General features: G+C 56.4%; 12 protein-coding genes and 1 pseudogene. 3 read left to right on the forward strand and 10 right to left on the reverse strand.

Going from position 1 to position 18,337, the window contains the following annotated elements:
• Positions 1-59 precede the first annotated feature (59 nt).
• From AC5SSZ_RS01785 to AC5SSZ_RS01820, 8 genes and pseudogenes are all read right to left on the reverse strand, one after another.
• The gene (locus tag AC5SSZ_RS01785; RefSeq protein WP_495436497.1) at positions 60-1,328 is read right to left on the reverse strand and encodes a polysaccharide biosynthesis/export family protein; all 1,269 of its coding nucleotides are present in this window, start codon (positions 1,326-1,328) and stop codon (positions 60-62) included.
• Complete coding sequence (locus AC5SSZ_RS01790) at positions 1,328-2,869, reverse strand: nucleoside/nucleotide kinase family protein (RefSeq protein WP_495436499.1); 1,542 nt, start codon at positions 2,867-2,869, stop codon at positions 1,328-1,330. The genes AC5SSZ_RS01785 and AC5SSZ_RS01790 overlap by 1 nt, the downstream gene beginning before the upstream one ends.
• Entirely contained in the window at positions 2,869-4,386 is a 1,518-nt protein-coding gene (locus tag AC5SSZ_RS01795; RefSeq protein ID WP_495436500.1) for a lipopolysaccharide biosynthesis protein, read from the reverse strand. The genes AC5SSZ_RS01790 and AC5SSZ_RS01795 overlap by 1 nt, the downstream gene beginning before the upstream one ends.
• Positions 4,387-4,476: 90 nt before the next feature.
• Entirely contained in the window at positions 4,477-6,711 is a 2,235-nt protein-coding gene (locus AC5SSZ_RS01800; protein ID WP_495436502.1) for a DNRLRE domain-containing protein, read from the reverse strand.
• A 184-nt stretch (positions 6,712-6,895) separates the two neighbouring features.
• The gene (locus tag AC5SSZ_RS01805) at positions 6,896-7,717 is read right to left on the reverse strand and encodes an AAA family ATPase (RefSeq protein WP_495436504.1); all 822 of its coding nucleotides are present in this window, start codon (positions 7,715-7,717) and stop codon (positions 6,896-6,898) included.
• Complete coding sequence (locus AC5SSZ_RS01810; protein ID WP_495436506.1) at positions 7,714-8,880, reverse strand: glycosyltransferase; 1,167 nt, start codon at positions 8,878-8,880, stop codon at positions 7,714-7,716. Before AC5SSZ_RS01810 ends, AC5SSZ_RS01805 begins: the two co-directional genes overlap by 4 nt.
• A 40-nt stretch (positions 8,881-8,920) precedes the next feature.
• On the reverse strand, positions 8,921-9,640 hold the full coding sequence (locus AC5SSZ_RS01815) for a sugar transferase (RefSeq protein ID WP_368999075.1): 720 nt from the start codon (positions 9,638-9,640) through the stop codon (positions 8,921-8,923).
• Between the two features lie 550 nt (positions 9,641-10,190).
• Positions 10,191-10,570, reverse strand: a pseudogene (locus tag AC5SSZ_RS01820) (transposase); the annotation flags it as partial.
• 601 nt (positions 10,571-11,171) lie between these two features.
• Here AC5SSZ_RS01820 and AC5SSZ_RS01825 point away from each other — a divergent pair.
• The gene (locus AC5SSZ_RS01825) at positions 11,172-12,695 is read left to right on the forward strand and encodes a fasciclin domain-containing protein (protein WP_495436509.1); all 1,524 of its coding nucleotides are present in this window, start codon (positions 11,172-11,174) and stop codon (positions 12,693-12,695) included.
• A 944-nt stretch (positions 12,696-13,639) separates the two neighbouring features.
• Here the strand turns inward: AC5SSZ_RS01825 and AC5SSZ_RS01830 are convergent.
• Both AC5SSZ_RS01830 and AC5SSZ_RS01835 read right to left on the reverse strand, forming a co-directional pair.
• Positions 13,640-14,971 (reverse strand): calcium-binding protein, encoded by a 1,332-nt coding sequence (locus tag AC5SSZ_RS01830; RefSeq protein ID WP_495436511.1) that lies wholly within the window; start codon positions 14,969-14,971, stop codon positions 13,640-13,642.
• Between the two features lie 199 nt (positions 14,972-15,170).
• Positions 15,171-16,292, reverse strand: coding sequence for a hypothetical protein (locus AC5SSZ_RS01835; RefSeq protein ID WP_495436513.1), 1,122 nt, complete (start codon positions 16,290-16,292; stop codon positions 15,171-15,173).
• Positions 16,293-16,523: 231 nt separating this feature from the next.
• Between AC5SSZ_RS01835 and AC5SSZ_RS01840 the strand changes: the two genes are divergently transcribed.
• Positions 16,524-16,853: a DUF6626 family protein gene (locus AC5SSZ_RS01840; RefSeq protein WP_495436515.1), complete on the forward strand. Its 330-nt coding sequence runs from the start codon at positions 16,524-16,526 to the stop codon at positions 16,851-16,853.
• A gap of 251 nt (positions 16,854-17,104) precedes the next feature.
• Positions 17,105-18,337, forward strand: a complete 1,233-nt coding sequence (locus AC5SSZ_RS01845) for a hypothetical protein (protein ID WP_495436517.1) — start codon at positions 17,105-17,107, stop codon at positions 18,335-18,337.

The raw sequence follows: 18,337 nt of genomic DNA on the forward strand, positions 1-18,337 counted from the left end.
TGTGGGCGCCTCGTAGAGCCAATAATTGTCGAGCGCATCTTCGGTTTGTTGTGACCCTTTCATTGCGTTTCTATCCCCTGCTTTCCGGGCTCCACGGCCATGCCGGGGGGCAGGACGTGAAGTTCGACGATATCCCCTGGCATTAGGGCCATCGCAGGCTTGGTCTTAGCCCGGGCGAGCGTCACGCCGTTCCGGGTCACCGTGGCCGTCGGCTTGATTCCGTAAAGCTGCCGTATTGGGTCTCCGGCACTTGCTGTCAGGGTCGCCAGGTTGGCCTGCCGCTGTTGGGCGCGGGCCACGGCTTCGCCTAGGTCCTTCCAGGCTGTGATGCGTGCATCGCTGTCGATGGCGCTGATTTCAGCTGAGAGCTTCGCCGCCTCGGCGCGGGCTTCTTCCAGGGTGACGTCGATCTGCAACGCTCGGCTCGCCGTGACCAGAGCGGCGCGGCGCACCTCGGACACGCGCGACATTGGCGCCAGCCCCTTTTCCTGCAGCGCGCGGATGTCTTCGAGATCCTTCTCGTCCATCGCCGCGCCGTTGTCCTCGTTCTGCTTTTGCTCACTCAGGACGCCAATGCGCTTGCGAACCCTTTCGATTTCGTCCTGCAGGTGTTGTTTCTGCGTCTCGATGGCCACGCGGGTTTCTTCGAGGATAGACCGCTCGACGCTGACGATGCTGTCTATCGCGGGGATATGTGCCACAAAGATGCGTTGGTAATCCTGAGGCGTGTCGGTCCCGAGGAAGGTTTTCAGGCGCCATATCCGGGCGTATTCATTGGCCAGCGCGGTCACGGCGGCCGCAATTTCGTCGCTGGAGGCCGGTCGCTGGGTATCGCGTGGCGGTCCGCTGCTTGCCAGCGTCATCACGTGGTGCAGGGTCATGCCGCCGCGGAACGGGATTTCATGCGCGCCACCGGCATCTCCCGAGACATAGATCGGCCGGTAAGAAGCCACAGTAACAAGAACCTGATTGGTTTCGATGATCTGGGGCAACCCGCCACCAGGAGCGACCCGTCGGGTCAGGCTCATCTCGGCATAGGCCTCGGCGGTCTTGCGGCGGACGTCGTCAAGCGTTCCCCCGCCTACAGCGATCGGTCCCACCAGCGGGAACCAGGCCGCGCCACTCATTTCGATCGGCACGTCGACATTCAGTTCCGGCGCTCCCACGACAAGCAGGCGCAGCATGTCACCCGGGGCCAGCCGATAGTCATCGGCCGCAATCGGGAGTGCCGTCAGCAACAGCGCCATGAGGGATAGGACAGCTGCAAGCCATGTTCGGGTATGGGGCTGCGACCGTGTTTCGGCAGGGCGGTTTGGTGCGGTATTCATCACAAGACCTTCCAGATCACGCGGCGGACGGATCGAACAACTTCGTCAAGAGGCTGGTCGGCATCGATTTCCGCCACCAGCGTTTCGTCGGGAAAACGAAGGGCGCGGACCACGTCGATCCGGTTTTCGATTTCCTCAGCGCTCATCTCGGGGCGGCGGGACAATGCCACCTCGGGCGAGGCGATGAGCTTGATCACGACGTCAGGTGGGTAAAGCCGAGCGTCGGCATAGGCGCGGGCTTCCCACCGTGCCAGCGCCTGGGCAAGGCGGGAGGACGAGCTTGCAAAGCGGCCAAGCAGGCAGCCATCGTTGAAGCCTTGGAACTGGTCTTGCGGGTAGCGATCGCAGATGACCACCAGACCACGGTTCCGGGCGCGGATCATCCGCCGCAGCTTCGCGCGTTTCTCAAGGCTGAGGCTGAGCGCCCAGGGGATCAGCGCGACGGCCCTGAGACGCCCACGCAAACCGCTGCGGCGCTGGCTTGGCGTGCCGCTCGCGGCGCGTCGGTCGACAAGGCGCCGGGCGATCTGCAGTGGCAGTCGCAGCAGCGAACCGGGACCGTCGCCGCTTCCGAAATAGATCGGAACCACGTCGAGTTTCTGCCCAAGCCAGGACATCGTGTCGGCGCGCATCGTCGACTTGCCCGCTCCGTCGGAGCCGAGAAAGGCGACAACAATACCGCCCCGTGGCGATGTGCGGCGCAGCGGGATCGCCCAGTGAAACCGCCTGCGGCTTAATCCGCCGAGAATCCAGAAGATCTCCCGCACCTTCATGAACAGCGCTGCCGAGATGGCGCCGTAGGTCCGATGCGGGCGCAGCGCGGCACGCACCACCTTGGCAAAGGCCGCACGGTCGGAATGTCGGGCCCCGTCTGCAAGGATACGGCGCAGTGGCGCTTCGGTCTTCGGTCCTATCAGCCTGGCAGCGAGCGAGACAATCGCATCAGCTTCAGCGCGCTCGACCAGCCAGGCGAACTCGCGTTCGAAATCATCGTTCCCGCCTTTGACACGGATCCATGCGGCAACGGTTGTTCTGATCCGCCGCTTGAGGGCGTCGCGGACGAGAAGCAGCAAAAGCTCCATTTCGGGGGCGGTGACATAGGCGCCGTGAGTGGGGTCAAACCTGCGCGTCGCGAGGGCCTGCGCTTCCCAAGGCAGGCGGTGGCCTTTGAGGTGCTTCTGACCAAGCGTGAGGCGGTGATGCAGATGAAGGTGAACCAGCGTTCCGGTTGCGTCGTCAACGGCGAGATAATCCTCGACCGCCGGGTAGGCGGTAAGCGCGGTCGCCTGGAACCGGCGGAAACCGCTTTCGGCCAGGATGCGCTGCAAATCGTCGCCGCGCCACGGTTCCACCAGAACGTCCAGATCCGTGAGGCCCCGCATCCCGGCACCGAGGTGTTCATTGCTTTTCCAGTGGCAGTAGTGCAGGTCGGCAGCATGCAGGCGGTCAAGAAGCTGCTGCACTACCGCGAGGCCGATTTCGGGTACCGGCGCGCCGTCCCAGGTCGTGCTTTGCAGCAGATGTTCACGATCATCCTTCATCACGATACCCGCCTTTGAAGCAGTGCGATGCCGCGCCGCATGCGCATGGGGCCGACATTGGCAAGGGCGAGCAGCAGGCGCTCTCGATCCGGCCCGAGAAAGAGCTGCGGGCGCATCCAGATCAGAAGCGGCACCAGCAGCGCGGCAACCAAGATAGTGCCCCCGACGACCGGAACCGATCCCGCGCCGGTGCCCCGCAGGCCGGTTGCGATGGTGAAGCTGCTCCCGCCGAGGATCAACGCGAGAAGCGCGCCAGGCAGATGCGCCTGGCCGAAGGTTCGCCAGCTCATGGCGGACAGGCGCAGGCTAAGCTGCGCCATCATCAGGAAATTGAGGGCGAGGGCGCACAGGACACCGATCGCCACGCCGATCAGCCCCCACTGCTGCCCGGACAGCGCGCCGACAAAGACCGCCATGGCGAACACACCCTGGCGCCAAGCGCGGGCATATACGGCGCCGGTGGCGCGCACGATGGAGTCGCTGATCTTGGAACTGGTGCGGAACAGCATCCCGATGGCAAGGAAGCGCAGCGGCACCGCCGCGCTCGCCCAGTTCGGCCCCAGCAGGATGTGCACGATTTCCGGGGCGAGGATGGCAATGACGACACCCGCAGGCAGCATCACCGTCGCACAGGCAAAAATACCGCCACGGTAGGCTCGGGCCAGACGTTCGGGCTGGCTCTGGACGCTGGCCATGGTCGGGAACAGCACCCGGTCGAGAGCCTGCCCCACCAGGATCGCGGGCGCGGCCATAAGTTGATAGGCATGACCGTAGAGCCCAAGAGCCACCGGCCCAAGCCAGCGCCCGACGACCATGTTGTCGGCCTGGGACGCGAAGTAGTTACAAAACTTGGCGATGGTGAAGCCCGTGCCGAAATAGAGAAGCTCGCCAACGGCACGCGATTCCAGCATGAGCCGGTTTTCATGCGGTTGGCCGAAAAGCAGTATCAGTGTCCGGGCGATATTCTGCGTCAGGTAGGCGCCGACCAGCGCATAGACACCTAAGTCCATCAGCGTGAGTACCGGTGCCACCACGATGAAGCCGAGCCCGAAAGCCCCCGCCTCGACCAGTGCGAGCCAGCGAAAGCGGAAGGTGCGAAGGGCAAGCGCCTCAGCCACCGTCGCGATGCCGCGCAGCGGGAAGCCGAGTGCCATGATCCGCACCACTCCTGCCAGTTCGGGCATCTGGAAGAAACTGGCGATCGCATCCGCCAGGAGATAGGCGACCAGCCCCACGACCAGCCCCATCGCCACCGACAGCGTGAACCCTGTGCGGATATGCCGAGGCTCAAGCGCGGGGCGCTGAACGATGGCTGGGCTGACCCCGAGTTCGGAAATGATCGCGCAAAAGCCGCCGACGACCATCGCCGCCGCGAAGAGGCCGAACTGTTCCGGCGCCAGCAGCCGCGCCAGGAAAATGATCGCGATCACCTGCAACAGCGCCCGCGCGCCGACCGCCAGCGAGGTCCAGCCGAAGCCGGAAATCGTCGTTTCGGTGAGTTTTCGTCCGCCCGTCATCGCGTCACGCTCCGAAAACACGGGGGATATCGGCTTTGGTGCCAGTTACCCGCAGGCCAGTCACCGGTTTCTCCGTCACCCGCTGGCCTGTCATGCAATGGCCCAATCGCTGTGCAGGTTGATTTCAAACAGGCGCCCGTCCGGCTCCTGGTCGTAGCCGTAATCGACGGCATATAGCGACATCTTGTCCCCGTCATTCGGGTCGCTGCTCGGCGCGAGTTCGAGCCCCTTCAGCTTTGGCTTGCCGCCAGTGATCGGGCTTCTGTAATCGTTCAGCAGGTCGGTCGAGGCGAGAATGTTGCACTCGCGATCAACTTCAAAGATGGTGCCGCGCGTGCTGCCGCTTGAGATATAGAAGACATCCTGCGCGGCATCGTAGGCCAAACCCTCGGTATCTTCGATTTCGCTGGGCAGAACGGTCCGTTCGATCAAGTCGCCGGTTGCGGACAGTTCGACAAGTTCCCGGTTCGCCCCGTTGAGCAAAAAGATGTGGCCCGTCGCAGGATCGATCACCGGATCTTCGGCGTCTTGGATGTCGAGCGCGCCCACGTCGATTTGACCGAGCAGGAGCGTCGGGTCGTTTGGATCGGTGATAAAGATTTTGTTGGCGTCGTCGTCGGTGATGTAGAGAAGGCTGTTGAACGGATTATAGGCCACTCCCGTCGGCTCATCGGTGTAGCTGATCAGGGAGAAGGCGTCGACATAGGTTCCGTCGAGCCGGGTCGCGAACAGGTTCACGGGGCTGTAATACGGGCTTTCGTTATGCTCGGAATCCACGATGAACAGCAGGTCGAGTTCGGGCACATAGGCAATGCCGGAAGGATCACCTGATCCATAGCCCGAGGGGTCGCCTGGGAAATAGTCGGTCGTGTTATGGATCGCGACGACTTCGGGGGAAAGGGGCTGCACAACGGCGTCGTTGTCGATCACCGCAACCGAAACGCTGGACGTCCTGCCATCATAGGCAGTGTCGGGGCTTGAGGTCGTCAGGATCAGGGTGAAATTCTCTGTCCCTTCGGTAATCGTGTCGTCGATCGCGCTGAGCAGGATCGTTTGCGATGTCTGCCAGTTTTCGGAGGTGAAGGTCAGGGTTTGGGGCGCGAACCCGATATCGTCCGGACCCGAGGTCGAGACTGTGATCGTCACGTCCGCAGTTGGCGCAGTTTCCAGCGAAACGGACAGGCTGTCTCCTTCTCCGTCCTCGGTGACGATCGTCGATCCGTCGCTTTCGGTGACTGTGATGCCCGGCACCGGATCGGTCGGGATAGAGTAGGTCACTGACAGGATCGGGGCGGTGCCGCTCTCGGATGATCCGAAGCGCAAACCGTTGTCGCCGCCGACAGTCATCAGCCAGCCGTTGTTGGCCAGCCCATCGGACCACGCTTGCAGACTCTGCGTCACATCAATCAGTTCAGTCCCCTTATTGAGACGGCTGAGCACAACATCGGGGGAGGAAAATGCCTCCACGTCATCCGTCTGAATGCCGTTGCCGAAACCGTTCCAAGTTATGTCCGCCTGGCTGGTCCAATCCCCCGCCATGAGGTGGAACGCCACCGAATCCCTGGTGCCGTTGGACAGCACAAGCGTCAGGGTCGCCGAGGTGATCGTCGCGCCAAGTGGAATCTGCCCCGGCCCGTTTCCGAAGATCTCCGAGAACCGGATGAGCCCCTGCATCTCGCCGCCTGCCTTGTCGGCGCCATCGACATAGACAACGGGCTTGGTGTCATAGCTTCTGTCCGCGCGGCTTTCCCGGATGTAGGTGTCGATCGTCCCCAAATATCCCCCGACATTCTGCTGGAAGCTGGTTGTCACCTCTGCGGCATTCTCAGCCGCAGGAACATAAGCCGCGGCGGCTTGGTCGATCATCGTATAGGTTGGGGTAACGTCATCCTCATGCAATTGGACGCTCCGGTCGGTGCTGCCATTGCTGCCGAACAGCCAGCCGAAACTCTCAATGCCATAAGACCAGCTTTGCAGGCTCCGCATCGCCTCAATGACACCGGTGCCGGAGAAAAGACCGCCGGAGGAGCGGTGCGCGCTGCTGTTATCCGTCAGACTACAAACGCCGGTGGTGTCCCAGTTCCAGTTTGCCAGGCCGGTCCAAATAGAGGAAATTATCGGTCCGAACGGGATTTGGTCTTCACCGTCCCCGAATGCATTCGAGAAGTTGACGAAGCCCAGTGTTTCGCCCGGAAAATTGTGGAAACCGTCGACGTGGACATCGGGGGTGGAATCATAACGGTCATCCGACGCATTTTTCCAAATAAAGGCGTCTATAGGGTCATCAAAGTCATATAGATATTTCTGATTTGCAGTTGTCGACATTTTTTCACCTATTTAACAAGCAACATTTCCCCGAAGCCAAAAACAAACGTAAAAGGCTATACAATTGCCATGTCTCCGAGAACCTGAGAAGGATTTTGCATCAGGGCGCTTTTTGAGAACCCGATGACTGGGGTTTTTGAGGTCAAGGGATGAGGATTTGTGCGTCGTGTTGCGCCAATTATTGTTATGCATGCAGCCCCCTTTCTTCCATGCGCCGACGTGGCACCCGTCGGGTCCCGTCTGCCAGCAATTGCGTCACGATCTGGTGCGCTGTCTCGTCTGGCCTTGCGGTGCCGTCGACTGTGATGATCCGGGGCGCGATGCCGCGCGCGTGGCCGACAGCCGTAAGGGTGTTGAGAAGAGATCGGCGCAGGAATTCCGCTTTCTCCCACGTGCGTTCGGCGTCAGTGGCGTCTCGGATTTGCAGCCGCGAATGCTTGGAGTGCCGGGCAGCAAGGCGGTCGGCGCAAGTCGTTGCCGGGGTTGCGACCGATACGTAGATGCGGCTGTTGGTGACCGCACTGGATAACCCGTCACCCATCAGCGACTGGGTGTCGCCATTCAGGGCGCGCAGTTGGACCGACCAGAGCGCTTGCAGCAACCCCTGGTCGAGGACCGCGCTCATGCCGTGGCGTTCGAGCCGGGCATAGAACGCCATGATCGTGGCAACAGTGGAGACGGCGCGGAGCTTGTCTCGCAATTGCGGCTGCTGGATCGCCAGAGTCTGTCTTACTGCGTTGCGGCTGCCGCCGTCATGGCCAAGGTTGGATAGGATCAAACGCAGCTTCGCGGCCGCACGGGTTGTTTTGCCTGCTTCGTCCCTGAAAAAATCGGGGGCGAAGATCAGGTCAGGGTGTCTGCGTGCCAGTGCCGCGTGAACTTCGCGCGCAACAGTCGTCTTTCCCGACCCGGGCAGGCCGAAAAACTCGATCTTCAGCCCACGCATCAGCCCGTGTCCCGGCGCGGTGGCAATCCTTGATCGCTGCGAGTGAGGCAACTGGTTCATGCCGGGGCCTCCCTGAGCAGGCTGCGCGGCAGCAGCTCTTCGTAAATTTCAAGCGTTCGCCTCGCCATGAAATCCGCATCCCAACGGTCCAGCGGCGTGGCGCGGGCTTCGGCAGCCATCGCCGCCCGCCGCTCGGGAGAGGAGACAAGCTGTCCGAGCCTTTCACGGAAACCCTCCCAGTCTTCCTGGGGGACAATGAAACCGTTCACGCCATGGGTAATGATCTCTTCGATGCCGGGCAGATCGAACAGGACAACCGGACGCCCCACTGTCAGGGTTTGCAGCACCGTTCGCGGCAATCCTTCGCGCTCGGCGGTGTGGATACAGATATCGGCCATGGCGATGATCCGTTCGGGATCGGTGCGGTATCCGAGCAGCGTGACCTGGTTTTCAAGGTCGAGTTCCCTGATCGTGTCTTCAATCGTTGACCGAAGATGCCCATCCCCTGCAAAGACGAGGTGCAGCTCCGGTAACTGTTTGAGAAACATTGCGATTTCCCGCAGGAGTTCGAGGTGCCGTTTGCGCGGTTCAAGCACGGCAAGCATGGCGATCACGACCGGGCGAGGGGCGTCTGAGCCGAGCCCGAGAAGATCGCGCCAGCCCTCTGGCGGCACGGCTTGCCGAAACCGCGACAGCTCGAACCCGGAGGGAACGACAAAGTGCTGTCGGCTTGCGCCGACTTTGTGGTCTTGGCAGGCGCGCCGCATCCCCTCGCTGACATGGATAAAGCCATCGGTCATCCGCGCCGTGGCCCGTTCGAGCCCGAGATAGACGGCCTTTTGGGCTGGTCCGACGCCGAGAAATGGCAGGATATGGACCCCATGCACGACAAGCGGAACACCGGCCGAGGTTGCGGCGAACCGACCGATGATGCCGGCCTTGGACTGGTGCGTATGCACCACGTCGGGCTGGATCTCCCTCAGCAGACGACGGATTTCGAGGAAAGCAGCCGGATCCTGAACCGGGCTGAGGTTTCGTACCAAGGTGGGTACCGCTACAAGCTCTGCGCCCGGTGCGAGCGCCCGTGCGAATTCGGGCAGGACGTCACGGCCATGCATAAGGATCACCTCATGCCCGGCCGCGACATGGCGGGCGGCTGTCAGCAGCGTGTTCTCCTCGGATCCGGCGCGAAGAAGGCGGGTAAGGATATGGACGATCTTCATTCCACCGCCCCGCTCTTGTGTGTCTCAAGCGTTTTCAAGGTCAGGCCCCCGTCATCCGGAGAGCCGCCGGCAAGGTCATGAACAGGATCCTGAGATCCTCAAGAAGCGACAGGTTTTTAGAATAGAGATGGTCGAGTTCGACCCGTTCTTCGTAGCTGATATCGTTCCGACCCGAAATCTGCCACAAGCCAGTCATGCCGGGACGTACGCTCATGTAGCTGTCGATGACATGCCGGTAGAGCGGTAGTTCATCCTTGGTAACCGGGCGTGGCCCGACGAGGCTCATATCCCCGCGAATGACGTTCCAGATCTGCGGCAGCTCGTCGAGGCTCGTCTTCCGCAATATCCGGCCCAGGCGCGTGATCCGCGGGTCTTTGCGCAGTTTGAAATCCCTGTTCCATTCGGCTGCTGCTGCCGGATCTTCGCGCAAAAGCTTCTTGAGGCGGGCCTCCGAGTCAGCGACCATTGTGCGGATTTTGAAGCACGGGAAGGCGCGGCCATTCTTGCCGACGCGGCGGTGTGAGTAGATCGGCTTGCTTCCGTCGATGGCGACGAAGGCCGCCAGAATCAGGATGAGGGGCAGAGCTAGTGGCAGGAGCAGGAAAGCGCCGACGATGTCGAAGCACCTTTTGCCCCACAGCGCATAGAGATGGGTCGGCGTCGTTCGACCGAGTTTTCCGATAGGATTGGTGCCTACGGCGGGGGCATAACTCGTATTCGAATAGCTGAAATAGTTCTTGTCTTTGGGTACGCGAAACATAATACATCTCCCCTTGGCGAGGAATCGTACTTCCAACGCCAACTAAAAGCGTTCAACGCCAAATAAAGGCGTTCCCGCGATACGCGAAGTGTCGCATGCATTTTAGATTTGGAGTGATTGCAGTCGGATCCGAAGATTGATCCGTAATCTCTTCTTGTACTTTTTAATTCACCGTAAACGCTCGGCAAAAGAAGGGCCGAGATAGTTTCTTCGATTTACGGGATTGCGCCTGTATTATTATTATACGGAAAGGCTCAAGCAAATTAGTGAGCCCCGCAATCCTCCGTAGAATTAGTCACAGTTTCTAAACGGTGACAGACTTCCCAGAATGAGTCAATCATTTAGTCATAAATTTGACACATATCTGACATATTCCTGCCGCAATCTATTTGGGTGGGAAGTCCGGGTAAGGATATGTGGGTGCAAACCGAAGCATAGACGCGCGCAAGGAGTGTCAAGGGGGAGACATCCTGTTCGGTGCGTGTCGAGCGTCCCGCTGACAACCACTGATTGAGCCGATTGGACGAGGTTCAGGATGCATTGAGTTGCAGAAGTATGTGACGGTTGCGGCCAGGGCGATTGGCGAGAAAAAGACATTCGGGCAACGGTCATAGTTATTTGTGACGCGCCGCCAGTCCTTCAGTCTTCCGAACATGATCTCTATGTGGTTGCGCTGGTTGTGGCGGCGATTCTCGTATCTTGCTGTAGTCGGTTGTTGCTTCTTGCCTAGGGGGCAGGTGCGGATCCCGTTATCTTGCAACGCTTCTCTGAACCAATCGGCGTTGTGCCCGCGATCACCAAGACGCCAATCCAAATTTGATGAGCCCGACACGCTGTCACGAACAGGTTCAGTGGGCGTCCTTTGCTGCCGCAAACTGCGTGCAGTTTCGTGTTCGTGTCGCCCTTGGTGCGTCTGATCAGGCGGCCACGCCTCTTGTTGTTTCGACGCCTAGATATCCGCTTTGAACCAATCTGAGGCTTATCCATGACATTGATCCAGAGGAACAGCCATATAGGCGACAATTTAGTCTGGCCGTGTGTGAGCGGCGGCAAGGAGCGGAAAGCGGTCAGTGCTCAGATGGGCAGGAAACGCATGGCGCCTTGTTTGCAGAAATTCCGTAAGGCGCAATGCCAATAGGATGATTCTCAGATCGAAGCTTCGACGTGCTGCCAGATCGTCGGCTACGTTTGATGATCACGTTTTGTTGATCGAATTGATCCGCTCACCGAGAGTGGCCGTAACCAAGGGTGCATAACCAAAGCGGACACGTTTTGCCGAAACTGCTTATCTCGTGGCACTATCACCGCAATGGCTACCGCCTCGACCCACGACGTATCCGAATAATGCTCGGAACCGGGGGAGGCGCGGCATTGCAGACTACGACTGTCACCAGCGCCGAGACCGAGACTTCAAAGGCGTCACAAGCGAGATCGAAGAGGTGCTCCCGCCGAAGTTAGCGATAACGAGCTCTAGGGCTGACAGGAGGCATGCTGGCCTTCTGTGCGTCTGAGTAAATGGGAGAGAGAGACCATGACCACCATTGCAGGAATCGCATCAAGCGATACGACCTTCAGCATTCTTGTCTCAGTGATCGAGTTCATTGATGCTGAGAAAGGGACTGCCTATATCGACACCCTCAACAACACGGCTGCAGACCTCACCGTATTCGCGCCGACGAATGCGGCCTTTGGTCAACTGGCCACCGATCTTGGCTTCGCAGGGGATACGGCCGACACCCTCGCGGTGACTGAATTCCTTAGCACGCTGGATGCGGACACGCTCGAAGCTGTGGTGACCTACCATGTTTCGGTTGGGACACAGTCCTCCGGTGATATTGCAGCGGCCGGATCCGTGACGACGTTGCAGGGCGGCATTATCGATGCCTCCGAATTGCCGACGCTGGGCGACAACGAACCGGATCTGATTGATCCCTCGCTGATTGCGACGGACATCATGGCGGACAATGGCGTGGTGCATGTGATCGACAGGGTGCTCTTGCCTATTGATTTGCCCGACAATGATGCCCCGACCGTTACCGGTCTCGTGCTCGAAACGAGTGGTGCGGAGGGCTTTGACGGCAACGGCGCAGACTTCGACATTCTGCGCGATTCCGTGATTGCCGCCGATCTTGCAGGAGTTCTGGACGATGACACACAGGATTTCACAGTGTTCGCGCCGACCGACTCGGCGTTTGTCGGTCTGTCCCAGACCCTCGGGTATGAGGGAAGTGACGAAGCAGGCGCTTTCGGCCATTTGGTCGATGCGTTGCGCCTGCTGAACGAAGGCAATGACCCCATCGAGCTTTTGTCCACCGTTCTGACCTACCACGTAGCGGGCCAGAGCCTGCAAGCTAGCCAGGTGATTGCCACTGGAGAGGTGGAGACGCTGCAAGGCGGGACACTTACGCTCGACGGCCTCAGTCTTGTCGATGCCGATCCGGATCTTTCGAACCCCAACCTGATCGCGACCGATCTTCAGGCTTCTAACGGTGTCGTTCACGTCCTAGACGGCGTTCTTCTGCCTGTCGACCTGTTGCCAACTGATGGGGCGAACGACGTTGACTTCGTGATTGCTGATGATGGACGCGATTTTTTGCGCACGGGGCGGGACAATGACCTGATCGATGCGAAGGGCGGCAAGGACTTGGTTTTTGCCGGGGCGGGTGACGATCTCGTGTTGGCGGGTGCGCAGCGCGATAAGGTTTTCGGTGGCAGAGGCAACGATACGTTGAAGGGCGAAGCTGGCAGCGACTTCATAAAGGGCGGCCGGGGGAATGACCTGATCGACGGAGGAAAGGGCAATGATTATCTCTTTGGCGGCCGGGGAGCGGACACCTTCGTCTTCGCGGAGGACGACGGTCACGACCTGATTGTTGGTTTCCGCTCAGGCAAGGACAAGATCGACCTCAGCGCGTATGGCTTCGAAAGCTTCGATGAAATCGAAGGGGCCATCAGCGAGCGGGGTTTCCGTACCGAGATTGACCTCGATGACACGGAGATTACGCTCCTCGGCCTTCGCGGGCATTCGCTGGACGAAGGCGATTTTATACTCTGACAGGGCAAGACACCCATGGTCCCCGGCCGGATGCCTATCCGGGCGGGGGATGTAGCGGTTCTGGATGTCCGGGCTGTTCAGCGGCTTGGTTGATGGCATGGATGCCGCCTCACGGCGGCATCACAATGTGCCAAGGTGATATTGGCGAAAGACATCGCGGAAGGAGAGACCTTCCTGGGCCATGGTACAGAACAGCGCGACCGGGGCTGTCTGAAACCGCCACCTTGGGAGAGAAGCTTGCCCATCAAGCTGCTCCAGCGGGGGAATTCGATGAATTGTTCAAACCTTCCATGGATTTATTGGCAAGCTTATGGAAGATTTTGGAAAAAGGTTCTTGCGAACTCAAGAGAATGGTATTGCGAATGGCCTTTACAGACCCCACCAGTGTATCACGCGAAATCGGACTTCGAACTGCATAACCACCATGCCGTTCAAGACGTTACGTTTTCTGTCTACCTCCGAAAGTCAAATGGTGCGGGCGGTGGGACTCGAACCCACACGGGCATACGCCCTTCAGATTTTAAGTCCCCATACCCAAATTATAACCAATTGATTTTAAAAACTTTTCAGGCGATTTGTTCATTGTGTAGCATATGCTGTAGCACGATAGACTACCCTCATCAGATATTTTACGCTAAGAAATGCAGGCACGCAAAGTGCAAGCAAGCCCGGTCAAACCGCTCCGTTCACGGTAGCGAAAACCGTGCCCACCACCGGTTCAAAAACACAGAATAAACACAAAACGGGAGAGAGGATGCCGCACAGCGCGGTGGCCGAGGGTGGGTGTGCAGGATACCCCGCAGGGTGGCACTTTAGAGTGGTGGCATACCTCACAGAAAGACAGACTTTCTGTCCCGCACAAGACGTATCGTGGGTTCTCAGTTTGAGTTTACTAATGCAGTTCGGATCGTAGTGGGTAACGCCAGAGCTATCTGCATCCCTCACTAAAGTAACCATTCGCTTTCAATAGGTGTTTGATGCGCATCCCCAAAATTAAGATTGTCAGGTTCGGAGGCAGTAATCCATTTCAACGCAGCAGCTGCACTACCACCACCAGATGCAGCAGAAACACCCGCATCGTCTGGAGCAGCTGCACTACCACCACCTGCCGCAGCTGCGCCCCCAACATCCGCATCAGCTGAACTATCATCACCTACTGATCCCGTAACACCACCTGCCGGAGCTACGCCCCCACCGCCTGCGGCAGCTGCACTACCACCACCAGATGCGGAAGCACTATCATCGCCTGAGGCAGCTGAACTATCACCACCGCTTGCGGCAACTGAACCACCTCCTCCGGCCGGTGCCGAGGAATTTCCAGCTGCCGCCGCGCTTCCACCACCTGGCGAGGCTACAGTCTCATTGCTCTCAGATGCATTGTCACCCAAATCGTCCGAAAATTTGAAAAAACGCGCTCTCAAGTCAGTGATGTCAGTATCAGTCAAAGTAATCGTTTGCTTCCTTCCAATGTGGATGATTACATCTTCTTCGTCTTGGAATATGTGATTTTTCTTCAAATCCCGAATATCTGAGATGATGCTGAATTCACTGAGGTCCAGCTTGTCGCGGCCAGACCTAAAGTCGGAAATAGTATCATTTCCAAAGCGACCGTTGAACAAAAAAGTATCCGCAGATTTTCCACCTTGGAGGATATCATTACCCCTCCCGCCTTCCAAAATGTCTGCCCCCTTACCAGCGATCAACGTGTCACGACCTGCCCCCCCATTGACTGTGTCGGAACCATTTCCTCCGACTAGTTTATCCTTTCCACGATTTCCTATTATTTTATCATCACCTCCACCACCAAAAATTGTGTCATCCCCACGGCGTCCAATGATCTGGTCCGCTTCAGATAAACCAAATATTCTCTCTGAACGCCCTGTTCCTGACAGGATTTTTGAAGTTTCAGAGCCAGCAGCGTCGGTTGGAAGAATACTTACTACTTTAAAATTGGTGTGTGCATTGTAAGCAGTACTTTTTTCATCCAATAGCAATGATGAAGCATAGTTGTAGTCCTGGTGTTTTGCAGGCGGTCCGTTTGACTTTTCTTTTGATGAAGTTGGAATCGTTTGAGAATTAAAGCCATCACGTGCCGTGGTTTTTTTTTCACCCCAATACGCGAAGCTGAAATCACTAATATCCGCTTCATCTTCTACAAATCGGTTGCTTTTTTGTATGATTGCAGAACAATCGTTCAGGATCTGTGGGTTTAACTCAAACTCGCCACTTCCCATAATTGACTTGCTGTTTTTGGAAAGATTTTTCACAAATTTCATTTTTTGTTTCCCGTCAGGCCCAATCAGGACTTTTGAATTTTGAACTATTTTTGCCTATGCACGTGTTCCGCTTGGTTGGTGCCCAGACGGCAACACCACAGGCCAGGTTACTCCGAACATTAAGTTGCCTCCTCCAATCATAGCCTGTTGGTTAATGACGGCAAGCTTGGTCGCGGATTTTGATATAAAATATTTTGCCTCATCTGCGGGTGCGCAGAGCCCAGATGCTTTGCACACCGCGCCCTTCCCGACGCCCAAGCGACCTTGGAACGGCTGCGACCATATCAACGACGCCCGAGCGTTCCACCACACCGTGCTCAGCCAACGCGGCGGTGATGTTCAGATAGGTTTCCACATCTGGTTCCACATTGCCGACATCTTTGATACTGCCCGCGTAGAACCCGAATGGCATATCATTGATGATGCTGAGGATGCAGGGTTCACCATCACCCCGCCATTCGTAGAACTGGGCTTCCCCTCGCAGGGCTTCCTCAACGGTGAAATCCATCCCGAGACAGTTTTCAAACCGACGAGCGGCATCGCGCAACTCCCCTACTGTGGCAATGTGGCGAAACCGTTCATCCACAAGGTAAGGCGCTGGGCACCGGGCATTGTTCAGCATCACATCAAGCAGCTTCCGAGGCGATGTGCCGCTTTCCAGCTTTTTCCCTACATCACGCCAAACAGCATCACTGGGCTTGCCACAGTGCATCCAAGTGACGGCATCAATGAACCTCATCGTGGCCCCACTTTCGCCAAGGCGCTGGGCAATCCCGATGGTACGCAGAGGTTCCGGCAAAGCTTTCAGAACCCTGTAGAGTTCAAACACCGGAACACGGCTGGAAGCAATCTGCCGGATACGGGAGCCATCATCATCCCCAAGGAAATCGTGCCAGAACTGGTAAAATTCTTGATGATGGCCGGTATCACCACAAAGGCCAAGCAAGGTGATGAACCCAGGTGGGCAAGAACCATACGCCCCGCTGACCAGAGTTTTCCCAGGTAGGGTGAGCAGCTGTTCAAAGAGTTCATCACTATCACATTCACGAAACCGACCAGTGGCCAGAACAGCGTTCCAGACAGCCCGCCGTTTCGGTTCTGCGAGAATGTAGACCACCGCGCGTTCATCGCTAAAGACGGGCGAAACGAACCGGAACAGAGGGCCAGCAAGATGGTGAACAAGGTGTTCGTGATTTTGAGCCGCAGGGCTGCGTGACAAAAGTTCCAAAAATTCTGAACTTTTGCAAAAGTTCTTGTGACCCTGATGCTGCCCCACGATTCCCCCACGATTGCCCCACGATGTTGATGATAAGGCTTGCATACAGCAATCCGAAAGCTGAAGGGGGAATAATGTTGCGGTTCCGCAAAAAGTTCTTGTGACAGCTGGCCCACAATAGCCCCACAGAGCCACGGAGCGGCCCGTACAGTGGCATCTCTCGGCATCCGGCCACCAAACCCTGCCAGCAATAAAAACTGCAATTTTTGCGGCAAAATCGGCCATCTTGCCACGGAAAGATAAATAGAAAACAACATACTTTACAGAGGCAAGATAATGACATTGTTACAGAAAACGGCAGATAAACTGATTGCACACGGCCTTGCCGAAAACTATCAGGACTTTTCGCGCAGATACTGCGGGTTGACTGAGAACTATTTTTATCGGCAAGTTCACCACAACCGTGACTTTTCACTTGAAGGGCTGATTTCTTGCATCGTCAGCATACGGAGGGCAAACGGCCGCTACGACAGGTTTGCGACTATATTTGAAACAGAAATTGACGAGCTGGGAAAAATTGAAAGAGAATTATCTACTGAGTTAATAAAAAGACTAAAATTAAACGACGAAAGCAGGGCGATTATTTCGGCCTGCATAGCGAATTAACTGGACAGTTCGCGCAAATTGTGCTATAGTTCATAGCACTGCTACTAAGAAGATTGCCAAACAAAAAGGCGGCCATAGCAGGTGCCAGGTTTAGCCATAAAAGCAATCATCAAATCACTCAGCATCCGCAGCCATCGGCGGCGGTGCAAGTGTTAGAAGTACCTAATGCAATACAAAACAAGATGGAAGAAAAATGAAAACATTATTCAAACATCAATCAAACAGATCATTTAAGAAAACAAGGATAAAATATGAAAGCAGATATAAAGAAAAAATATAAAAACAAATCAATAATACCTGATACCCGACAATGGGCAAAAAGAAAAGCACTTAGCAACGCATACATCGCATCAGCTGTTCAACATTTTAGAACAACTGAGAACATTGATAAAAGATGTTATTTCATAACCGCTCACAAGGAAACAAGAGCAGCTAAGAACAAAATTTTACCATCTCACAGAGCCATCTGCACCAGCATCTATAAAGAAATAGTTAAATTATTAGCAACCACATTTACTGGAAATCAGGTTGATATCTCACCACAAGATAAGCCGGGAGTGATATTCTGTGGTGATGCAGCTGGAACACGCAGTGATGCCAACCAGATAAATTTCACACCACGAGATAAACACCACATCCACGCCCTTCTGTTCCTCCCTTTTGAAATATGTGATGAACGAACTGATGTGGCATTTATGCACAAACTTGTGGAAGTTATTCGTGATGTAGATGGCATTCGCAGGTTGAACATTGGCACCACAAATAACTCAATTCAGGTGGACAAATTTACCCCTAACACCCCCATCTGGTGGACCCTTGACTACAGCGATAAAGCAGAACGGTTCACCTATGCGCATCAAGATTTCCAGCCACTTGTTTTCCCCTATCAACAGATTTTGGAGAAATACGAACCATCAAAAGCGAAAACGGATATTGAACGAGAAAGATGTGTTAGGAAGCGAAATGCCATTCTTGCAGGGCAAACGCGAAAACTAAGAGACCTTACTTACAGCCCAAATCTTTTTTACGCATCAGAGATGTGCCGTGATTTTTCTGTTTCGCATAAAGCGCTTCTCGCCTGCAACAAACTCACCAAAGCAGAAAACTACATACCAAGTGAGCGGGAACTGAATCAAATTATCAATTGGCGAGGCAGTTTTGATGGCAGCCAGCGTGGCAATCTTACTCCCGTTTCTACTGCTAACACCTCCAAGCCAGATATGCTCTTTGATGCGGTTCAACCAGCCGAATGGGGGATTTCACTTGGTGGCTATATTGATGAATCTGCTTGCCGTGTTGCCCTTGGAAAGGCCGTGAACCCACCAAGTTTTGCACAACAGGGATTGATGCCAACCGATTTTTGGCAAAGCCCATCCGAACACGCGTGGCTGAAAACCCAAGATAACTTTCATCAGCGATTGGCATTTTGGCGGATGCATTTCCGGCTGCTTCCACTGCAAAAGTTTTCAAAGGCTTACAGGTGA

The sequence above is a fragment of the Phaeobacter sp. CC-HEC084 genome (genome assembly GCF_059429255.1).